This window comes from Streptomyces sp. cf386 (assembly GCF_900103585.1).
Taxonomy (GTDB): Bacteria; Actinomycetota; Actinomycetes; order Streptomycetales; family Streptomycetaceae; genus Streptomyces.
This window is the reverse complement of sequence record NZ_FNHV01000022.1, coordinates 57,288-76,876: the sequence shown is the minus strand read 5'-3', so window position 1 is coordinate 76,876 and position 19,589 is coordinate 57,288. Positions and strand designations below refer to the sequence as shown.

The window sequence follows — 19,589 nt, the reverse complement described above, 5'->3', positions numbered from 1 at the left end:
GGTCAACGCACACGCACTCACCTTGAAGGACGGCAAGGATGACCGAGACGATCACCAACTGGGCGGGCAACATCACCTACTCCGCCAAGGAGTTGCATCGGCCGTACTCGCTCGACGCGATCCGCGCCCTGGTGGCCGGGAGCGAGAGGGTGCGGGTGCTGGGCAGCGGGCACTCCTTCAATGAGATCGCCGAGCCGGGCCCCGAGGGCGTCCTGCTGTCGATCGCCGCCCTGCCGCCGGCGATCGACGTGGACCGCGAGGCCCGTACGGTCCGGGTGTCGGGCGGCGTACGGTACGCCGAACTCGCCCGCGCGGTGTACGCGCACGGCCTGGCGCTGCCCAACATGGCTTCCCTGCCGCACATTTCGGTGGCCGGCTCGGTCGCCACCGGCACCCACGGGTCGGGGGTCGGCAACGGCTCGCTGGCCACGTCCGTGCGGGAGGTGGAGCTGGTCACGGCGGACGGCTCGGTGGTGACCGTCGGCCGGGACGACCCGCGGTTCGGCGGCGCCGTCACGTCGCTGGGCGCCCTCGGTGTCGTCACGGCGCTCACCCTCGACCTGGAGCCGTCCTTCGACGTCGAGCAGCACCTCTTCACCGAACTCCCCCTGGACGGACTGGACTTGGCGGCGTTCGAGACGGTGATGGCGTCGGCGTACAGCGTCAGCCTCTTCACCGACTGGCGCGAACCCGGCTTCCGGCAGGTGTGGCTCAAGCGGCGCACCGACCAGCCGCTGCCCGACTTCCCGTGGGCCGCGCCCGCCACCGAGAAGCTGCACCCGGTGCCGGGGATGCCCGCGGTCAACTGCACCGAGCAGTTCGGGGTGCCGGGGCCGTGGCACCAGCGGCTGCCGCACTTCCGGGCGGAGTTCACGCCGAGCAGCGGGGCCGAGCTGCAGTCGGAGTATCTGCTGGCGAGCCGGTACGCCGTGGAGGCGCTGCGGGCCGTCGACGGGATCCGGGAGACGGTCGCCCCCGTGCTGCAGACCTGCGAGGTGCGCAGGGTCGCCGCCGACGAACAGTGGCTCAGCCCCTCCTACGGGCAGGACACCGTGGCGCTGCACTTCACCTGGATCGAGGACACCGCGGCCGTTCTGCCGGTGGTGCGGCTGCTGGAGGACACGCTGGACGCCTTCGCGCCGCGCCCGCACTGGGGGAAGGTGTTCGCGGTGCCGGCGGAGGTGCTGCGCGGGCGGTTTCCGCGGCTGGCCGACTTCCGGGCGCTGGCGCGGGAACTGGACCCGGCGGGGAAGTTCGCCAACGTGTTTGTGCGGGACGTCCTCGACGGCTGATACTTGCCAGTACCCCCACACCGGGTCCTTCCAGGGGAAAGACTTTCTACAGCCCCTTTCCTAACCCCTTGTCGAAAGGCGGCGCACGCCATAGCCTTGCGCCGCGCCGGTGCCGACGTCGACCCGGCCTGGACCCGAAGGGACGGGGGCACGCCCGGTGAAGCGCACATCACGTGACATCCGCACCGCGAACCGCTACGAGGTGCTGCGCCAGATCATCGCCACGTCGCCCACCTCCCGGCAGGAGCTGGCGGGCGCCACCGGCCTCAGTCTCGCCACGGTCGCCACCCTCGTGGGCGAGCTGCTCGACCTCCGGATGATCACGGAGGTCGGGTTCGAGGACTCGGCCGGGGGCCGCCCGCGGGGGCTGGTGGCCGTGAACGCGTCCGGCGGGGCGCTGATCGGCGTCGACATCGCGGAGACGTACGTCCGCGTCGAGCTGTTCGATCTCGCACTGAACGTCCTGGCCCGCGCCGACGAGGACATGCGCCCCGGCGAGAGCCGCCCCGAGCAGGTCGTCGGCCATGTCGCCGCCGCCGTCGGGTCGGTGGTCGCGCAGGCCGGTGTGGAGGGCGCCCGGGTGCTCGGCGTCGGGGTGAGCGTGCCGGGGCAGGTGGACCGGGACACCGGCGTCTCCGAGTACGCGCCCAACTGGGACTGGCACGACGTGCCGCTGCTGGCCCTGCTCGCCGAGCACATCGCCTACCCCCTGTACATGGACAACCCGTTGCGCGCCAGCGCGGTGGCCGAGCTGTGGTTCGGTGCCGTGCGCGGCAGCGGGGACGCCGTGGTGGTCAACCTCGGCACCGGTGTGGGCGCCGGGCTCGTGCTCGGCGGCGGGCTGCACCGGGGGGTGAGCAACAGCGCCGGCGAGTGGGGCCATACGACGCTCGTGCTGGACGGGAGGCTCTGCCACTGCGGCAACCACGGCTGCGTGGAGACGTACGTCGGCGCGCCCGGGATCATGGTGAACCTTCGGGAGCTGGCCGCCGACAGCGCCCTGCTGCACCCGGAGGACCAGACGGCCACGATCGACGCCCTGGCCCGTGGGGTCGCCGCGCACGATCCGGTGGCGCTCAAGGTGGTCCGGGACACCGCCCGCTATCTGGGTGCGGGCATCGCCGACCTGGTGAACCTGTTCAACCCCGAAGTCGTCGTGCTGAGCAGCTGGGTCGCCGCGACCCTCGGCGAACCGCTGCTGCACGAGGTGCGCGAGGCCGTCGCCCGGCACGCGCTCAGGCGGCCCCTGGCCGCCACCCGGATCGTCCTCTCCCCCATCCCCACCGACCCGGTCTGCCTGGGCGCGGCGACGTTCGCGCTGGAGGGAGCGCTGCAGTCGGTCGGCCAGAAGACCGCGTCGGTGGGGCACAGGACGGCGAAACGCACCGCCCACGCAAGGAGTCGTACCGCACCACCCGCATGACGGCGGACAGGGACGCGGCCCCGTTACGTCCGGTATTCCGAACGTCGCGCAACGCTTCGTGCAGACTTCGTCCAACCCCTTGCCGAAGCCTTAGCCGAAGGTTAACGTCCCGCACCGCAACCCCTTTTGAGCCAACTGGCGCTGAGCCGCTCCAGCCTTCGGCGCAGGGCGCAGCCGCACTCGAGACAAGGACGTCAGCATGTCGGCATTGAGCAGCAGGAACTTCGACCGCCGTACCGCACTGCGGGCCGCGCTGGGTCTGGCCGCCGCCGGCGGACTGGCCGCGTGCGGGAGCAACACCGGGCGGAGCGGGGGTGGTTCGGGCGACGGACTCGTCCAGTACTTCCACGCGTACGGCGAGGCCGGTGTCGAGCAGGCCGTCAAGAAGTACGCGAAGGCCTACGACAAGGCCGACGTGACCACGCAGTGGATCACCGGCAACAACTTCGAGCAGAAGCTGTTCGCCGCGCTGCTCACCGACAACGCGCCCGACGTCTTCGAGTTCCACCCGCAGATCCAGATGGTCAAGAGCGGTCAGGTGGCGGACCTGACCGACATCATCGAGCCGGTCAAGGACGACTTCAATCCGGCCGACATCAAGTCGCACACGGTCGACGGCAAGATATACGGCGTCCGGATGATCGACGACCCGCAGTTCCTCTTCTACCGGCCCTCGCTGTTCGAGAAGGCGAAGGTCGAGGTTCCGACCACGCTGGAAGAGCTGATCGAGGCCGCCGACAAGCTGACCACCAGCAAGGTCAAGGGCATCTTCCTCGGCAACGACCTGACCTCGGTGGACCGCCCGCTGATCTGGTCGGCCGGCGCCGACACCCTCACCGCGGACAACAAGCCCGCCTTCAACACCGACGCCGTCGCCGACGGCCTGACGCAGCTGCGCGGTCTCTTCACCAGCGGCAACCTGCTCCTCGACGCCCCCGCCGACTCGTGGGACCCGTCGGCCCTGATCCAGGGCCTGACCGCGATCCAGTGGTGCGGCATGTGGGCCATGCCGGCCATGCAGCAGGCGCTCGGCGACGACATCGGCATCTTCCCCTTCCCGAAGGTCGGTTCCGCCGGCAAGCAGTCGGTCTACAACGGCGGCTGGTCGATGTTCGTCAACGCCAAGGGCAAGAACGTCGAAGCGGCCAAGGAATACGTCAAGTGGCTGTGGATCGAGCAGAAGAAGTACCAGGAGGACTTCGCCACCTCCTACGGCTTCCACATCCCGCCGCGCACGTCCCTCGCCGAGTCCGCGACCAAGCTGAAGTCCGGCCTGCCGGCCGAGGGCGTCAAGCTCTTCAACGAGTTCGGTCACTTCGACAACATCGGCTGGACCCAGGCCATGATCGCCGCGTTCTGGGACGTGATCGCCAACACCGTCCGCAAGGACGGTGACCCGAAGGCCGCACTCGACGCCTGCGAGAAGAAGGTCGACGCCGAGCTCAAGAAGCTCTTCGGATAGACCGCCGGACGGATCTCGACATGTCGACCACCACCACACGCGGGGTCGCCAAGAACCCCGCCTCGGCCAAGGTCTCCAAGGACCGGCCGCGGCGGGGCCTCAGGGCGAACAGCACCTTCAACTTCTGGCTCTTCACCGGTCCGTTCCTGATCGGCCTGGTGATCTTCGTCTTCGTGCCCATCGGCTGGAGCATCTATCTCAGCTTCTTCGAGGCACGCTTCACCGTCACACCGAGCGAGTTCGTCGGCTTCGACAACTACAAGCAGATCCTGACGGACGCCGACTTCAGGAACTCCCTCGTCACCTTCACCGTGTTCGCCGCGTTCATCGTGCCGGCCACCTGGGCCATGTCGCTGGGCCTCGCACTGCTGGTCAACCGGCTGCGGTTCATGCGGGCGTTCTTCCGGTCGGTGTTCTTCCTGCCGACCGCGGTCAGCTATGTCGCCGCCGCGCTGATCTGGAAGATGTCCATCTTCAACGGCGTCCGCTTCGGTCTGATGAACACGGTCATCGGCTGGTTCGGCATCGACAACATCGCCTGGCTGGCGAACCCGGATCCGCCCTGGTACTGGCTGGTCATCGTGACCGTACGCCTGTGGCTCCAGTCGGGCTTCTACATGATCCTGTTCCTGGCCGCACTCCAGAACATCCCGCGGGAGCTGTACGAGGCCGCCGCCATCGACGGAGCCAAGTCGGGCTGGCAGACCTTCCGGTACATCACACTGCCCCAGCTGCGGGCCACGTCGACCGCGGTGATCCTGCTCCTGCTGATCGCCGCCTACCAGGCCTTCGACGAGTTCTTCAATCTGCTCCCCAAGGCCACCTGGGGCCAGCCCCCGCTGGTCGAGCTCTACAAGATGGCCCTCGGCGAGAACCAGAACTACGGCGCGGGCAGCGCGGGCGCGGTCGTCCTGACCCTCCTGATCTGCATCGTCACGCTGTTCCAGGGCAAGATCATGGGCTTCGGAAGGGGTGAGGAGTCCAAGTGACCACCACTGCACCCGACCTCGGGAAGGTCACGAAGCCGGCGAAGGCCAAGGCCAGGCGCGGCGGCGTCATGGGCAACACCGGTCTGTACATCGCGACCGGCGTCGCCGCGCTCCTCTTCCTCGTCCCCTTCTACCTGATCGTCCGCAACGCGCTGATGACGGACCAGGAGATCACGGGCGAGGAGTGGAAGTGGTTCCCCACCTCCATCCAGTGGGGCAACATCACCGAGCCGTTCGACGACGTCACGGTCGACTTCGCGCAGTCCCTGTGGAACTCCGTGGTCGTCGCCGTCCTCCACACGGCGGGCATCCTGCTGATCTGCTCGATGGCCGGCTACGGCCTGGCCCGGATCCCGTACAAGCACGCCAACAAGGTGTTCTACGCCGTCCTGGCGACCCTGATGGTTCCCACGGCCGTCACCTTCGTGCCCAGCTTCGTCCTCGTGTCGTCGCTCGGCTGGGTGGACAGTTACCGAGGTCTCATCATTCCGGGCCTGTTCAGTGGTTTCACGTGCTTCCTGTTCCGGCAGTACTTCCTCGGGTTCCCGAAAGAACTGGAGGAGGCGGCACGCGTGGACGGGCTCGGCTACTGGGGTGCGTACTGGCGTGTCGTCGTGCCGAACTCGCTCAACTTCTTCGCGGCGATCGCCACGATCACCTTCATCAACGGCTGGAACGCCTTCCTGTGGCCGCTGGTCATCGGCCAGGACCCGAGCGCCTGGACGGTCCAGGTCGCGCTCTCGTCGTACATGACGAACCAGACCGTCAACTACCACCTGATCTTCATGGCCACGGCCATTTCCATCCTGCCCCTGGTGTTCGTGTTCCTCTTCCTCCAGCGCTGGCTGGTCCAGGGGATCGCGCAGACCGGCATCAAGGGCTGAGCAAGGAGACCGATGTCTTTCCGCACCACCCCGCCCGTCGACTACGTAGAGGACGTCTCCCCGGGCCGCGGGGCCCTCCCGCCCCGCGCCTGGTACGCCACCTCGGACGCGAAGTCCCTGTCCCTGAACGGCAGCTGGCGCTTCCGGCTGTCCGCGACGGCCGACGCCGAGGACGACTCCTTCGCCGCGGAGGGGTACGACGGCAGCCCCTGGGCCGAGGTCACGGTCCCCGGCCACTGGGTCCTGCAGGGCGACGGCGCGTTCGGTTCGCCGATCTACACCAACCACCTCTACCCGTTCCCGGTGGACCCGCCGCACGTCCCGACGGAGAACCCCACCGGTGACCATCTGCGCGTCTTCGACCTGCCGGCGGACTGGCCGGCGGACGGCGGGGCGGCCATCCGCTTCGACGGCGTCGAGTCCTGCGCCCGCGTCTGGCTGAACGGCACGGAGCTCGGCGAGTTCAAGGGCTCCCGGCTGGCCCACGAGTTCACGGTCGGCGAGCTGCTGAAGCCGGCCGGCAACGTGCTCGCCGTCCGGGTGCACCAGTGGTCGGCGGGCTCCTACCTGGAGGACCAGGACCAGTGGTGGCTGCCCGGCATCTTCCGTGACGTCACCCTGCTGCACCGCCCGACGGGCAGCGCGGGCGACTTCTTCGTGCACGCCTCCTACGACCACGGCACGGGCGAGGGCACCCTGCGCGTCGACTCCGACGTCGACGGGCGGGTGTCCGTGCCCGCTCTCGACATCGATGTCGCAACCGGCGAGCCGGTGACGGTCGCGGTGGAGCCGTGGTCGGCGGAGACGCCGAAGCTGTACGACGGCGAGCTGGTCACGGCGGGCGAGCGCGTGCCGCTGCGCATCGGTTTCCGTACCGTCGTCCTCGAAGACGGCCTGATCAAGGTCAACGGCAAGGCGATCCTCTTCAAGGGCGTCAACCGGCACGAGTGGCACCCCGAGAAGGGCCGCGCCCTCGACCTGGAGACCATGCGCGAGGACGTGCTGCTGATGAAGCGGCACAACCTCAACGCGGTGCGCACCTCGCACTACCCGCCGCACCCGGCCTTCCTCGACCTGTGCGACGAGTACGGCCTGTGGGTCATCGACGAGTGCGACCTGGAGACCCACGGCTTCACCGAGCAGGCCTGGCGCGACAACCCCGTCGACGACGACCGCTGGACCCCGGCCCTGCTGGACCGCGCGGCCCGCATGGTCGAGCGCGACAAGAACCACCCGTCGATCGTCTTCTGGTCCCTCGGCAACGAGGCCGGCACCGGACGTGGCCTGACCGCGATGGCCGAGTGGATCCACGGCCGGGACTCCTCGCGGCTGGTGCACTACGAGGGCGACTGGGACTGCCGGGACACCGACGTCTACTCGCGGATGTACGCCTCCCACGAGGAGGTCGACCGCATCGGCCAGCACCTGGACGGCGGCACGCACAAGCGGCGCGAGCTGCCCTTCATCCAGTGCGAGTACGGCCACGCGATGGGCAACGGACCGGGCGGGATCGCGGACTACCAGCAGATCTTCGAGCGGCACGAGCGGCTCCAGGGCGGCTTCATCTGGGAGTGGATCGACCACGGCGTCAAGCACGCCGAGCTGGGCTACGCCTACGGCGGTGACTTCGGCGAGGAGCTGCACGACGGCAACTTCGTCTGCGACGGGCTGATCTTCCCGGACCGGACGCCGTCGCCGGGGCTCGTCGAGTACAAGAAGGTGATCGAGCCGGTCCGGATCGAGGGTGACGGCGCCGACGGCACGGTGCGCGTGACGAACGCGTACGACTTCGGCGATCTCTCGCACCTTCGGTTCGAGTTCTCGTACCAAGTGGACGGATTCCCCACCGGCGCGCACACGCTCGCCGTGCCGCCGCTCGCACCGGGCGAGTCGGCGGAGGTCAAGCTGCCGGCGTCCGCACCCGACGGCAACGGCGACGAGGTCCAGTGGACGGTCCGCGCGCTGCTCGCCGAGGACACCCCTTGGGCGGGCAAGGGCCATGAGGTGGCGTGGGCGCAGCGGACGATCACGCCGCGCGCTCCCCTCCCGGCCGCCACCGGTGCCGGGCCCACGGCCGACGGCGACCGGATCACGCTCGGCCCGGCCACGTTCGACGCCCGCAGCGGTGCCCTGCAGTCCGTCGGCGGGGTGGACGTCACCGGCCTGCGCCTGGATGTGTGGCGCGCCACCACCGACAACGACGAGGGTGCGTCCTGGCAGGACGACACCCGGTGGGGCGTGCTGTGGCGGCAGCTGGGCCTGCACCGCATGCGGCACCGGATCGAGGGCGTGGAGTCGGACGGCGACGCGCTGATCGTCCGGACCCGGGTGGCGCCCGCCGCCCGCGAGGTGGGCCTGCGCACCGTGTACCGGTGGACGTCCGACGGCACGCGACTGCGGCTCACCGTCTCGGTTGTCCCCGAGGGCGACTGGAAGGTGCCGCTGCCCCGACTCGGCGTCCGCTTCGGGCTGCCCGCGGAGGGCACCGACTCCGCGGTCTGGTACGGCAGTGGCGGCGAGGCGTACCCGGACACCAAGGCCGCGGCGAAGCACCTTCAGTGGGACGCGAGCATCGAGGAACTCCAGACGCCGTACGTCCGCCCGCAGGAGAACGGCGCCCGTGCCGACGTCCGCTGGGTGGAGCTCGGCGGGCTGAGGATCGACGGCGCCCCGGAGTTCTGGTTCAGCGCCCGCCGCTGGACCAACGAGCAGCTGGACGCCGCCCGGCACCTGACCGACCTCACTCCGGGAGACACGGTCTGGGTCAACCTCGACCACGGCCAGCACGGCATCGGCTCGCAGTCCTGCGGTCCGGGTCCGCTGCCGCAGTACTTCCTGAAGCCGGAGCCGACGGAGTTCTCGTTCGTGTTCTCGATCGCCGAGACCGATTGATCGACTTTCCGACACCGTCGGAGAGCCACCAGCGGCCGGTCGGCAGAGATGCCGACCGGCCGCAACTTGCGTTTATATCAAGGGAGTTGATGTCGCTTGAATGGCAATATCGAGGTTCGCGGTCTGTCCCGAACCTTCCACACCACGACCCGCCGCCCCGGCTTCGCGGGCGCACTGCGCTCTCTCGTCAACCCCGAGCGCGTCGCCAAGCACGCCGTCTGTGACGTGACCTTCTCCGTCGCCCCCGGCGAACTCCTCGCCCTGCTCGGCCCGAACGGCGCCGGCAAGTCCACCACCATCAAGATGCTCACCGGCATCCTCACGCCCAGCGCGGGCGAGGCCCGGGTCGCGGGTGTGGTGCCGTACGAGGAGCGCGAGCGCAACGCCCGCAACATCGGCACCGTGTTCGGGCAGCGCACCCAGCTGTGGTGGGACCTCCCGGTGCGGGAGTCGTTCGCGATCCTGCGCGACATCTACGAGGTGCCGAAGGCCGAACACGCCGCCCGCCTCAAGGAGTTCGACGACCTCCTCGACCTCTCCTCCTTCTGGGACACCCGGGTCCGCCACCTCTCCCTCGGCCAGCGCGTCCGCTCCGACCTGGCCGCCGCGCTGCTGCACGACCCGCCGGTCGTCTTCCTCGACGAGCCGACCATCGGCATGGACGTGGTGGTGAAGGAGCAGGTGCGGGAGTTCCTGCGGCACCAGGTGGAGCAGCGCGGCCGTACGGTCCTGCTCACCACCCACGACATGACGGAGGTCGAGCGGCTCGCCGAGCGGGTCGTGCTGATCAACCACGGGCGCCTCGTCCTGGACGGCACCCTCGACGAGATCCGCCGCGAGTTCGGCTCGACCTGGCAGGTGCGGGTGACGCTCGCCGACCCGCACACCGAGGTCGGCGCCCTGCCGGGCATCGCGCTGCTGCGGCGGGAGGGCCCACAGGCGGTCTTCGGGCCGGACGGCCCCGACGCGCCGACCGTGCACCAGGCGCTCAAGCAGGTCATCGAGCGGTACGAGGTGACGGACCTCGCCCTCGACGAGGCGGACCTCGAGGACGTGATGCGGGCCGCGTACGCGCATGCCGAGCCGGCGCGGGAAGGGGCCTGAGATGGCCGCCGTACTGCAAGGCTGGCGCGCCGCCCGCGTCACGCCGCTCGGCGAGTTGCACACACCACCCCGGATGACGGCCGTCCTGCTGCGGCTGACCGTACAGGTGGTCCTGGTGGCGTCGCTGTGGCGCGGCCTGTACGCCCAGACGGGCACCACCGCCGGACTGAGCCGCGACCAGGCGGTCACGTACGCCATGCTGGCCGTACTCGCCTCCCGCCTACGCGAGTTGGACCAGTACGCGGGCCGGGACACCGTGCTGCAGCACATGCACTTCGGCACGATCGTCTACTGGTATCTGCGCCCGCTGCCGCCCCAGCGCTACTACGCCCTGCGCGCCCTCGGCGAGCAGCTGTACGGGCTGGCGTGGGCGCTCGGCGGATACACGGTGTGCCTGGTGGCGGGAGTCGTGGAACCGCCCGAGTCGGCGGCCGTGGCCGCGGTGTTCGCGGTGAGCATGCTGCTCGGCCAGTGGGTCCTGTACTACGTCATGCTCACCCTCGACCAGCTGTGCTTCTTCACCCTCCGCAACAACTCCGCGATGCTGATCCTGATCTTCGCGCACAACCTGCTGTCCGGGGTGTACGCGCCGCTGTGGTTCTTCCCGGACTGGTTCATCACGCTGAGCGGCTTCCTGCCGTTCCAGGCGACGCTGAGCGTGCCGCTGTCGATCTACGTCGGCCGCATCGAATTGTCCGACGCGGGCGTCCAGTTGGCCATTCAGGCCGCGTGGGTCGTCGTGCTGGCGCTGTTCACCCGGTGGGTGTGGCGGCGGGCCGCGCGGCGCGTGATCTCGCAGGGAGGCTGAGATGTCGTCGAAGACCGCGAAGTCCCTGCGCATCGTGTGGCGCATCTCGCTGCTCAACATCCGGGCCGCGATGGAGTACCGCGCGGAGTTCCTGCTGAACATCGCGATCGGCGCGATCTGGCAGGTGTCGGTGATCGTGTTCGCGACGGTGCTGCTGGCGCGGTTCACCGGGATGGGCGGCTGGGACAGCTCGGACGTCCTCCTCATCCCGGCGATCCGGATGCTCGCGCACGGGCTGTTCGTGCTGTTCCTGGGACGGATGCACTTCATCGGCCGGCAGGTCCAGGAGGGCAGGATCGACGTCTACCTCCTCCGCCCCATGCCGGTGCACCGCCAGGTCCAGCTCGCCTACTTCCCGACCAACGCGATCGGCGATCTGACGGTCGCGGCGGGCCTGATGGTGGGCGCGCTCAGCCGCAGTCACCTGGACTGGACGGCGGGCCGGATCTCGTATCTGATCGCCGCGATCATCGGCGGCATGCTGCTGGAGGCGGCCCTGTTCACCGCGATCGCCGGCGCCTGCCTGCGGTTCCCGGCCGCCGACTACTGGAGCCGCTGGCTGGAGGAGCTGCTCGGCACGTTCGGCAGCTACCCGCTGAACGTCCTGCCTCGGGCGGTGGGCGGCTTCCTGACGTACGCCCTTCCCCTCGCCTTCGTCGCCTACCTCCCGACCGCCGTACTGACCGGCCACGACCACGACATCGGCGTGCCGTACTGGCTGGCGGCGGCCTCTCCGCTGCTCGGCGTCGCCGGGTATCTGGCGTCGCGGGTGGTGTGGCGGTGGGCGTTGCGGCACTACACGGGAGTGAACGGATGACGTGATCGGACGGGTCGGCGTGGGAGTCGGTCACGTCAGGGCCGGTGGCCCGAGCTCCGGATCGGGGTGAAGAGCGCGGCGGCTGCGATCAGTACGCAGCAGCCGCCCGCGACCAGGCTCACCGGGGCCGTGCCGTGCCGGTCCGCGGCCCAGGTGAGGACGGCCGCGCCGATCGGGGCCGCCGAGTAGTGGAGGGTCCAGAAGGCGGAGGTGACCCGGCCCAGCAGGGGTTCCGGGGTCACCTCCTGGCGCAGGGACATGGAGCAGGTGCCCGCCATGGCGACGCAGGCCAGGAAGCACGCGCTCAGGGCCGCGACGGCAGGGACGTCCCGGGCCCAGCCGAGTCCGGCGAAGGACAGCCCGCACATCGCGACCGCACCGGTCCAGGTCGGTCCGAAGCCGAGCCTGCGGCGGACCCGGGCCACCAGCAGGGCGCCGGTGATGGTGCCGAGTGCGCCGACGGCCATGACGGTGCCGACCGTGCCGTCGTCGTGGCCGAGGTCGTGCTTGAGGTGGTAGATGACCAGGTCGTTCAGGCCGAGGGTGAGGAAGCTGAAGACGAACAGCAGGGCCGTCAGGGCGCGCAGCACCGGGTGACCGCGGAGGAAGGCGATGCCGGTGCGCAGGTCCCGCCACAGTCCCGACCGTTGTGCCGACTTCGCCGGGCGCCCCCGCAGCCGTACGAAGACCAGACAGGCGGCGGAGACACCGAAGCTGGCCGCGTCCACGCCGACGGCCGCGGCCGGGCCGGACCAGGCGGCGACCAGGCCGGCACACAGCGGCCCGAGCACACCGGCCGCCGCGGCGGTCGCGTTCAGCCTGCCGTTGGCCTCGGTGAGTTGGTCGGTGCCGACCAGGCCGCGCACGACGGTGACGTAGCCGACGGCGAACAGCATGCCGACGGCCTCGCACAGCGGCAGGACCACGTAGAGCAGCCAGATCTGCGGTCCGAACAGCCAGACCAACGGGACGAGTCCGTACAGCGCCATCCGCACGAGGTCGCACACGATGAGCAGCCTGCGCCGGTCGACCCGGTCCACGACGGCCCCGGCGAACACGGCCGCGACGACCGAGGCGGCCCCGCCGACCGCCGTCAGCAGGCCCATGCGGGCCAGCGAGCCGGTCGCTTCCAGCACCAGGAGGGGCAGGGCGATCAGCGCGAAGGAGTCGCCGAGGACGGAGAGGGTCTGCGCGGCCCAGAAGACACCGAAGTCCCGTTGCCGCCAGAGCGGGCGCGAGGGGCGGCCGGGCGGTTGCTCGCGAGGCGTCCCGCTGTCGGCATCACCCTCGCGTTGTGCCTCGTACGTCATCGTCCCCCCGTCGACTCGACACCACCAATGCGCCGCGATTCCCCGGCAACCTTAAGGACGTTGGCGGCGACCCAGAAAGAACGCACCCGCACCCGCGTCCCCCCACCCCCAGGAGGAGCCGTGTCCCCCACCCCTCGCGCCCACCGCCGCCGACGCCTCTTCCGCCCCCTCCCCCTCGCCGCCGTGGGCGCCCTCGTCGCGACCGCGGTCGTCGCCGTCCCCCAGTTCACCCCGGACGCCTCGGCCGCGACGACCCTGCGCGGGTACGCCGACGGACGCGGTGTGCGGATCGGCGCGGCGGTCGCCGACGGGCCGTTGCAGAGCGAGTCGGCGTACACCGCCGTCCTGGACCGGGAGTTCAACTCGGTGACGGCGGAGAACGCGATGAAGTGGGACGCGCTGGAGCCGAGCCGGAACAGCTACAACTGGGCGGCGGCAGACCGCCTGGTCAGCCACGCCGCCGCGCACAACCAGGGTGTACGGGGCCACACCCTCGTCTGGTACGCGCAGCTGCCGTCCTGGCTGAAGAACGGCAACTTCTCGGCGTCCGAGCTGAACACGCTCCTGAAGAAGCACATCGACACGACCGTCGGCCGCCACAAGGGGAAGATCTACGCCTGGGACGTCGTCAACGAGGCGTTCAACGAGGACGGCTCGATGCGCAGTTCGCTGTGGCAGGACAAGCTCGGCACCGGCCATATCGCCAATGCCCTGCGCTGGGCACACGCGGCGGACCCGAACGCGAAGCTCTACATCAACGACTACAACATCGAGGCGGACAACGCGAAGAGCGACGCCTTGTACAACCTCGCGAAGCAACTCCTCGCCCAGGGCGTCCCGTTGCACGGCATCGGCTTCCAGTCGCACTTCGTCGTCGGCGGGCTGCCATCCTCGATGAAGGGGAACCTCAAGCGCTTCTCCGACCTCGGCCTGGAGGTCTCCCTCACCGAACTCGACGTCCGCATCCCCCTGCCCGCCTCCACCGCCGAACTCGCCCAGCAGTCGACGGACTACAAGACGGCCAGCGAGAACTGCCTGGGTGTGCCGCGCTGCGCGGGCGTCACCGCGTGGGGTCTGACGGACAAGTACTCGTGGGTGCCGGGGACTTTCAGCGGGTACGGGGCAGCCCTGCCGTACAACGAGAGCTACGGTGCGAAGCCCGCCTACACCGGGTTGTCGAACGGGCTCAATCCGGCGGCCTGAATCAGTGGTCCGCGCAACACGGCGTCGGATTCGGCACCTCGAAGGGGACGAGGGTGCCGCCCACGGCGGGCATGGTGGTCAGCACCAGTTCGCCGTTCTGCCACTGTGGGCGAACATGGTCGCCCGTCACCAGGGCGGCGTCCGGCGCCGGTGGGCCGGACATGCCCAGGACCGCCACGCGGTCGATGGCCGAACCGGACACCACGTCCGCGATGGTCACCGCGCCGGTCAGCGTCGCGACGCCCGGGTAGATCACCGCCCTGCCCTCCGCGTCCGGCACCCCGGGTGACACCTGGTGACCTCCGGCCGTGAGCCGCTCCTGGGCGGTACGCAGGAGCGGCTCCGACGGGAGACGAAGGGAGACGAGGACCCTCGGGCGGTCTCCCCTCACCAGATGCGTGCACCCGAACACGCCCTCGGAGAGGGCCAGTTCGGCCGCCAGGGTGTGGAGCAGATGATCGGCCGTGCGGAGGTCCCGGACATCCGCGTCCACCGTCAGGTCGTACGGCGTCACGAGGGCAGGACCCACACCGGGTTGGAGTAGAACCACAGGTCGCGCCACGGGTCGGCGTCGCCGACGACGTCGATGGCCGGGCCGGCCGGGTCGGCGGCGGCGCCCATCGCGCCGGGGGCCGTCCGGTTGCCGTCCGTGCCGCGCAGGCGGACGTAGACCGGGTGGTCGACCCTGCCGAGGTCGTAGGTGAGGCGGACCGTGCCGGTCGACTTGTTCACCTCGTACGACTTGACCACCCTGGCCGTCGGCGCGATGAAGGTGTCCTTGTCGGTGACCGGGCCGGTGACGTCGCCCTGGATGACGTCGACGCGGGCCAACTTCGGCACGAAACCGGCCCAGTTGGGGCCGCCGGCCATCGCCACGTCGACCGTCAGCGTGACGTTCGTGCCCTTCCTGACGTGCAGGGCTCCGCCGAGCGTGGCCCAGCGGCGACCGCCGGTGACGCGCGCGTCGAGGCCGCTGATGAGCCCGCCGTGGTCGACCCAGATGCGGCCCGCGCGGATGCCGTCCATGACGGCGGCGTACGAGAAACCGTCGGCACCGACGTGCGTACGGCTGTACTGGCCGGGCCAGTAGTCGCCCTGGGTGATGTCGATCTGGCCGCCGTAGACCGGGTCGGGGTAGCGGCCGTCGGTGTTGAAGTCGCCGCCGGTGCCGCGCACGGCCGTGTCGGCGTACACCTGGTGGGAGTCGGAGTTGGCGGTGATCCACCACGGCTTGCCCTCGGCGAGGAGGCTGTCCCACAGGCCGCCGACGGTGGCGGTCATCCAGTCGAAGCCGCCCCAGGTCCGGTAGCTCTCCAGCGGGTAGCCGGCGAAGGAGTTGGCGCTGGGGTTGTTGTCGTAGATGCCGCGGGCGCGGGCCATGCCGAGGGGTGCGGGGAGGCCCGCGGCCTGGTGACCGGGAGCGCCCTCGAAGCCGACGGCGATCTGCCGCGTCGGGCTCGCGTCACGCCAGCCGCGGATCTCGTGCGGGGAGTCGACGCCGCGCCGCGCCGGGTGGTTGGCGAGCATCAGCGCGTCCTTGACCTTGCGGCGCTCCACCTGTGCGGCAAGGAAGTTCAGGCCCGCGATGGCCAGTGCCTCGTTGGTGGGCGTGGAGTCGGAGGCGCCCTTCACGCTGCCGTCGTAGTCGGTCTCGAACTGCTTGAGGACCGAGACCTCGTTCGTGCCGGGGTGCACGAAGACGGTGCCGTGCTCGGCGCCCGGGATGTTCCACTCCAGGCCCTGGAAGACGAGGGTGTCCTCGTAGGCGGCGCGGGCCGCCTTGATGTCCGGGTTGACCTTGTCGACGCCTATCTTGGCGTGGGTGGTGCTGCCGTGGTCGGTGATGACCAGCCAGTCCATGCCGTGCTTGGCGCCCTGGCGGACCTGGTCGACGACGCGGTACTTGCCGTCGCTGCTGTACTGGGTGTGGATGTGGTGGTCGCCGGCCAGCCACAGGAAGCCGTTCGCCCTGCGGCCGCCGGAGGCGGGGGACGCGGTGGAGGTGGTGGCGGCCGCGGTCGGGGCGACGACGCCGCCGGCGGCCAGTCCGGCGCCCAGCAGGCCAGCCCGGCGCAGCAGCGTGCGGCGCGACTGCTGTTCGGGGGTCAGGGCCTCGTCGGGGACGGAGGTGTCGAAGGCGGCGGGCAGGGCACCGGACGCCTGCGCGTCGTGCGAGTGGTCGTCTCCGTGCAAGTGACCGTGGCTGTGCCCGTGTCCGTGGTGGTGATGGCCGTGCGCGTGCCCGTGTCCCATGAACGCCTCCCCATTGCCGCTGCCTTCCACGGCTGCCTGACGGCTGCCGTCTGTGGCCGCCCGCTCCGGCGCTTCTGCGCCGTCTGTGGAGGATCAAGGCGAAACATGAACGTTGAACGAGCGCCGCGTGGCCACCGGGTGCCCCGGACACGGCGGATCGCCACGTCTCTCACTGTTTCCTCAACCGCCCTTGTACGTCACCCTGGTTGACATCGAACCTGAGCAACGCTCACCTTCTCGTTCCTCACCCCCAGCGGAGACACCCCCACCATGAGAAGACTGATCGGCACCCTCGCGGCAGCCGCGCTGGCCCTCACCGGCCTCACCACCGCCGCGGCCCCGTCCGCGACGGCCGCCACCTCCGGCACCTTCAACGTCCTGACGTACAACATCGCCGGCCTCCCCCTCGGCCTCGGCGACAGCGACCCCGAGACCAACACGCCGCTCATCGGGCAGCGCCTGGCCCCGTACGACATCGTCAACGTCCAGGAGGACTTCAACTACCACGCCTCGCTGTACGCCAACGACACCCACCCGTACCGCACGGCGACCAGCGGCGGTGCGGGCATCGGCGACGGCCTCAACACCCTCTCGGACCATGCCTTCGAGGACTTCGAGCGGGTGAAGTGGAACGACTGCACCGGCACCAACTGCCTGACGCCGAAGGGCTTCACGCTGGCCCGGGTGCGGCTGGCCGAGGGCGTGTTCGTGGACCTCTACAACGTCCACACCAACGCCGACTCCGACGACGCCGCGCTCGCCGCCCGCCGCGCCAACGTCGAGCAGCTCTCGGACTTCATCCAGGCCAACTCGGCCGGCAACGCGGTGATCGTCATGGGCGACACCAACACCCGCTACACCCGCACCGGCGACAACATCCGCACCCTCGTAGGCGAGAACGGCCTCACGGACGCCTGGGTGCAGCTCGTCAAGGGCGGTACGCCCCCGGCGGCGGGCGGCGACGCGCTGCTCTGCGACGCGACCGCGCCGACCAACGACTGCGAGGTCGTGGACAAGGTCCTCTACCGCGGCAGCAAGCTGCTGACCCTGAACGCCACCCGCTACAACAACGACTGGGCCAAGTTCCTCCGCGAGGACGGCGAGCACCTCTCCGACCACTTCCCGCACACGGTCGACTTCTCCTACACCCTCAACTTCTCCCTGAGGGCGAGCGACTTCTTCGGCGGCCCGCACGGCACCGCCTTCAACGACGCCGACGACCTCCCGGCCACCTCCGCGCCCCGCACGCTCACCCTGCGCGGCGGCTCCCGCCTCGACGCGGTCTCCCTCGCCCACGACGGCGGCACGACCCTCACCCACGGCGGCACGGGCGGCACGGCGACGTCCCTGACCCTGGCCTCCGGCGAGCACCTCACCGCCCTAAAGCTGACGCAGGGTCAGAAAGACGGCCGTACGCGGATCTTCTCGGCGTCGTTCACGACGGACAAGGGCCGCACGCTGGCCTCCGGCACGGCGACGTCGGACGCGAAGACCTTCACGGCACCGTCCGGTTGGCAGATCGTCGGCTTCACGGGGCGGGCGGGCGACGAGATCGACAAGCTGGGGGTGCTGTACGCGCCGATCGGCTGACGGTGGATGTGGCGCGGGTGGTGGCGTGGTGGGGGGAGGCAGTGCTGAATACGGTCCGGTCGGCGGCGCATTGCACAATGTGATCGGCCGCCATGATCCACCTGGCCCGTGTCCCTCTGTCCCCCCACACCTGAGAGAAGCCCATGCACCGCGACCCGTCCTGGGAACCCCTGCCCGTCCGCGGCACCACTCGCCTGACGTGCCAGTTCCTGCTCACCACGGTGTACGCGCCGGTGCACTGGCTGTTGTGCTTGGCGCTCTTCCTCGTTCTCCTGGCCTTCGGCTTCGTGATCGAACTGCTCAGCCTGATACCCGGCGTGGAGAAGGGATATCTGAAGCTGATGGACGCGGTGTTCAGGGTCATCCCGATCTGGCCCCGTTGGTTCGTCACGTTGCCCGAGCTCGGCCACGAAGGCGACGCCGCTTTCTACCAGGCACGTCTCGAGGCCAAGCTCACCAAGTTCTCGGCCGATCCGAACCAGCGGGACATGGACATTCCCGTGCGCAAGTACCGTGCCGTGGGCGCCGGTCATGCGGCGCAGCGCTCCGGTGAGTACGGCTGGACGCTGCAGGAGGTGCGCCAGCGGCCGTCGACCGAGCTGAGGTTGGTTCGCAACGCCGCCGTGCAGGCACCCCTTAGCCGGTGAGGCGCTGCAGGGAAGCCCGGGCCGGTGGACCCCAGCTGGGCTTCCCTCCGGGGAGGCCCCGTACACCCGCCTCTCCGATGAGAAGGCCGCTGAGGGCGCGCCCCAACGCCCAGCCGCGGGCGCGCCGCAGGGTCGCGGCGTCGGGGGCCGGACGGTAGGCGGCGTGGAAGCGGTCCACCACGCCGTCCGGCAGCAGGATCCAGGCGGCGGCGAGATCGCAGGCCGGATCGCCCGCGCACAGGTCGCCGAAGTCGATCACCCCGCAGAAGGTGCCGTCCGCGGTGACGACGTTGGCTGGATGCAGGTCGCAGTGGAGCCATACGGCCGGGCCCGTCCACTCGGGCGCTGCGACGGCGTCCTCCCAGACCGCGCGGACGGCGTCCGGGTCGGGGATCAGTCCCTGTTCGACGGCCGAGGCGAGCTGCTTGGCGAACCCCTCGGCGCAGTCGGCCAGGGAACCGCCGCGCCCCCGACCGGCGGGCGCCCCCTCCGGAGCGGGCCGGTGAAGGGCCGTCAGGAAGGCGGCCAGGGCGTCGGCCGCCTCCTCGCCGCGCGTGACGGGGTCACGGTCGGCGGGCGAGCCCGGTACCCAGGTGGTGACGATCCAGGGCCGCGGAAACCGCTCGGAGGGCTCGCCGAACCGCTGCGGGACCGGGACCGGCAGAGGCAGATTCGGGGCGAGGCCCGGCATCCAGGCGTGCTCCTTGCGCAGCAGCGCGTCCGCGGTCGACGTCGCCCACGGCAGCCGGACGGCGAGGTCGTCGCCGAGTCGCCACAACTGGTTGTCCCAGCCACGCGCGCCGAGCCGCACGGGGCGATCGGCGAGATCGGGATGCTGGTCGCGCAGCAGGTCCCGGACCAGCTCGGCGGTGATCTCGATCTCTGTGTGGGTCATGCGGAGCAACCGTACTCGGG

Annotated in this window: 16 protein-coding genes; 12 read left to right on the top strand and 4 right to left on the bottom strand. The window is 70.2% G+C overall.

Annotated features, from left to right (window positions below; genetic code table 11):
• Nucleotides 1-38 precede the first annotated feature (38 nt).
• From BLU79_RS39160 to BLU79_RS39120, 9 genes are all read left to right on the top strand, one after another.
• A complete protein-coding gene (locus BLU79_RS39160; protein ID WP_093910796.1) occupies nt 39-1,292 on the top strand; it encodes an FAD-binding protein in 1,254 nt (417 codons plus the stop codon).
• Between the two features lie 157 nt (nt 1,293-1,449).
• Entirely contained in the window at nt 1,450-2,715 is a 1,266-nt protein-coding gene (locus tag BLU79_RS39155; RefSeq protein WP_093910795.1) for an ROK family protein, read from the top strand.
• Between the two features lie 199 nt (nt 2,716-2,914).
• A complete protein-coding gene (locus tag BLU79_RS39150) occupies nt 2,915-4,177 on the top strand; it encodes an ABC transporter substrate-binding protein (RefSeq protein ID WP_093910794.1) in 1,263 nt (420 codons plus the stop codon).
• Between the two features lie 20 nt (nt 4,178-4,197).
• Nucleotides 4,198-5,166 carry a carbohydrate ABC transporter permease gene (locus tag BLU79_RS39145; RefSeq protein WP_093910793.1) on the top strand — a complete coding sequence of 323 codons (969 nt, stop codon included), beginning with the start codon at nt 4,198-4,200 and terminating at the stop codon, nt 5,164-5,166.
• On the top strand, nt 5,163-6,050 hold the full coding sequence (locus tag BLU79_RS39140) for a carbohydrate ABC transporter permease (protein ID WP_093910792.1): 888 nt from the start codon (nt 5,163-5,165) through the stop codon (nt 6,048-6,050). Before BLU79_RS39145 ends, BLU79_RS39140 begins: the two co-directional genes overlap by 4 nt.
• A gap of 12 nt (nt 6,051-6,062) precedes the next feature.
• A complete protein-coding gene (locus tag BLU79_RS39135) occupies nt 6,063-8,942 on the top strand; it encodes a glycoside hydrolase family 2 TIM barrel-domain containing protein (RefSeq protein WP_093910791.1) in 2,880 nt (959 codons plus the stop codon).
• Nucleotides 8,943-9,038: 96 nt separating this feature from the next.
• Entirely contained in the window at nt 9,039-10,046 is a 1,008-nt protein-coding gene (locus BLU79_RS39130) for an ABC transporter ATP-binding protein (RefSeq protein ID WP_093910790.1), read from the top strand.
• Nucleotide 10,047: 1 nt separating this feature from the next.
• Nucleotides 10,048-10,854, top strand: a complete 807-nt coding sequence (locus BLU79_RS39125; RefSeq protein WP_093910789.1) for an ABC-2 family transporter protein — start codon at nt 10,048-10,050, stop codon at nt 10,852-10,854.
• Nucleotide 10,855: 1 nt separating this feature from the next.
• Entirely contained in the window at nt 10,856-11,671 is an 816-nt protein-coding gene (locus BLU79_RS39120; protein ID WP_093910788.1) for an ABC transporter permease, read from the top strand.
• A 35-nt stretch (nt 11,672-11,706) separates the two neighbouring features.
• On the opposite strand, the gene BLU79_RS39115 is transcribed toward BLU79_RS39120, so the two are convergent.
• Nucleotides 11,707-12,981 carry an MFS transporter gene (locus BLU79_RS39115; protein ID WP_093910787.1) on the bottom strand — a complete coding sequence of 425 codons (1,275 nt, stop codon included), beginning with the start codon at nt 12,979-12,981 and terminating at the stop codon, nt 11,707-11,709.
• 120 nt (nt 12,982-13,101) lie between these two features.
• Between BLU79_RS39115 and BLU79_RS39110 the strand changes: the two genes are divergently transcribed.
• Nucleotides 13,102-14,184, top strand: coding sequence for a glycoside hydrolase family 10 protein (locus BLU79_RS39110; protein ID WP_256333629.1), 1,083 nt, complete (start codon nt 13,102-13,104; stop codon nt 14,182-14,184).
• A 1-nt stretch (nt 14,185) separates the two neighbouring features.
• Here BLU79_RS39110 and BLU79_RS39105 read toward each other — a convergent pair whose 3' ends face one another.
• Nucleotides 14,186-14,698, bottom strand: coding sequence for a hypothetical protein (locus tag BLU79_RS39105; RefSeq protein WP_093910785.1), 513 nt, complete (start codon nt 14,696-14,698; stop codon nt 14,186-14,188).
• The gene (locus tag BLU79_RS39100) at nt 14,695-16,437 is read right to left on the bottom strand and encodes a PHP domain-containing protein (protein ID WP_093910784.1); all 1,743 of its coding nucleotides are present in this window, start codon (nt 16,435-16,437) and stop codon (nt 14,695-14,697) included. The genes BLU79_RS39105 and BLU79_RS39100 overlap by 4 nt, the downstream gene beginning before the upstream one ends.
• Nucleotides 16,438-16,707: 270 nt before the next feature.
• On the opposite strand from BLU79_RS39100, the gene BLU79_RS39095 reads away from it, so the two are divergent.
• On the top strand, nt 16,708-18,027 hold the full coding sequence (locus BLU79_RS39095) for a jacalin-like lectin (RefSeq protein ID WP_093910783.1): 1,320 nt from the start codon (nt 16,708-16,710) through the stop codon (nt 18,025-18,027).
• Nucleotides 18,028-18,170: 143 nt separating this feature from the next.
• Complete coding sequence (locus tag BLU79_RS39090) at nt 18,171-18,674, top strand: hypothetical protein (RefSeq protein ID WP_093910782.1); 504 nt, start codon at nt 18,171-18,173, stop codon at nt 18,672-18,674.
• Here BLU79_RS39090 and BLU79_RS39085 read toward each other — a convergent pair.
• A complete protein-coding gene (locus tag BLU79_RS39085; RefSeq protein ID WP_093910781.1) occupies nt 18,664-19,569 on the bottom strand; it encodes an aminoglycoside phosphotransferase family protein in 906 nt (301 codons plus the stop codon). The two genes, BLU79_RS39090 and BLU79_RS39085, sit on opposite strands and share 11 nt — an antisense overlap.
• Nucleotides 19,570-19,589: the final 20 nt, after the last annotated feature.

Coding starts and splice junctions, on each gene's coding strand:
- BLU79_RS39100 (WP_093910784.1), bottom strand. CDS start 16,437: ATGGGACACGGGCACGCGCACGGCCATCACCACCACGGACACGGGCAC.
- BLU79_RS39135 (WP_093910791.1), top strand. CDS start 6,063: ATGTCTTTCCGCACCACCCCGCCCGTCGACTACGTAGAGGACGTCTCC.
- BLU79_RS39145 (WP_093910793.1), top strand. CDS start 4,198: ATGTCGACCACCACCACACGCGGGGTCGCCAAGAACCCCGCCTCGGCC.
- BLU79_RS39085 (WP_093910781.1), bottom strand. CDS start 19,569: ATGACCCACACAGAGATCGAGATCACCGCCGAGCTGGTCCGGGACCTG.
- BLU79_RS39125 (WP_093910789.1), top strand. CDS start 10,048: ATGGCCGCCGTACTGCAAGGCTGGCGCGCCGCCCGCGTCACGCCGCTC.
- BLU79_RS39160 (WP_093910796.1), top strand. CDS start 39: ATGACCGAGACGATCACCAACTGGGCGGGCAACATCACCTACTCCGCC.
- BLU79_RS39095 (WP_093910783.1), top strand. CDS start 16,708: ATGAGAAGACTGATCGGCACCCTCGCGGCAGCCGCGCTGGCCCTCACC.
- BLU79_RS39120 (WP_093910788.1), top strand. CDS start 10,856: ATGTCGTCGAAGACCGCGAAGTCCCTGCGCATCGTGTGGCGCATCTCG.
- BLU79_RS39115 (WP_093910787.1), bottom strand. CDS start 12,981: ATGACGTACGAGGCACAACGCGAGGGTGATGCCGACAGCGGGACGCCT.
- BLU79_RS39150 (WP_093910794.1), top strand. CDS start 2,915: ATGTCGGCATTGAGCAGCAGGAACTTCGACCGCCGTACCGCACTGCGG.
- BLU79_RS39090 (WP_093910782.1), top strand. CDS start 18,171: ATGCACCGCGACCCGTCCTGGGAACCCCTGCCCGTCCGCGGCACCACT.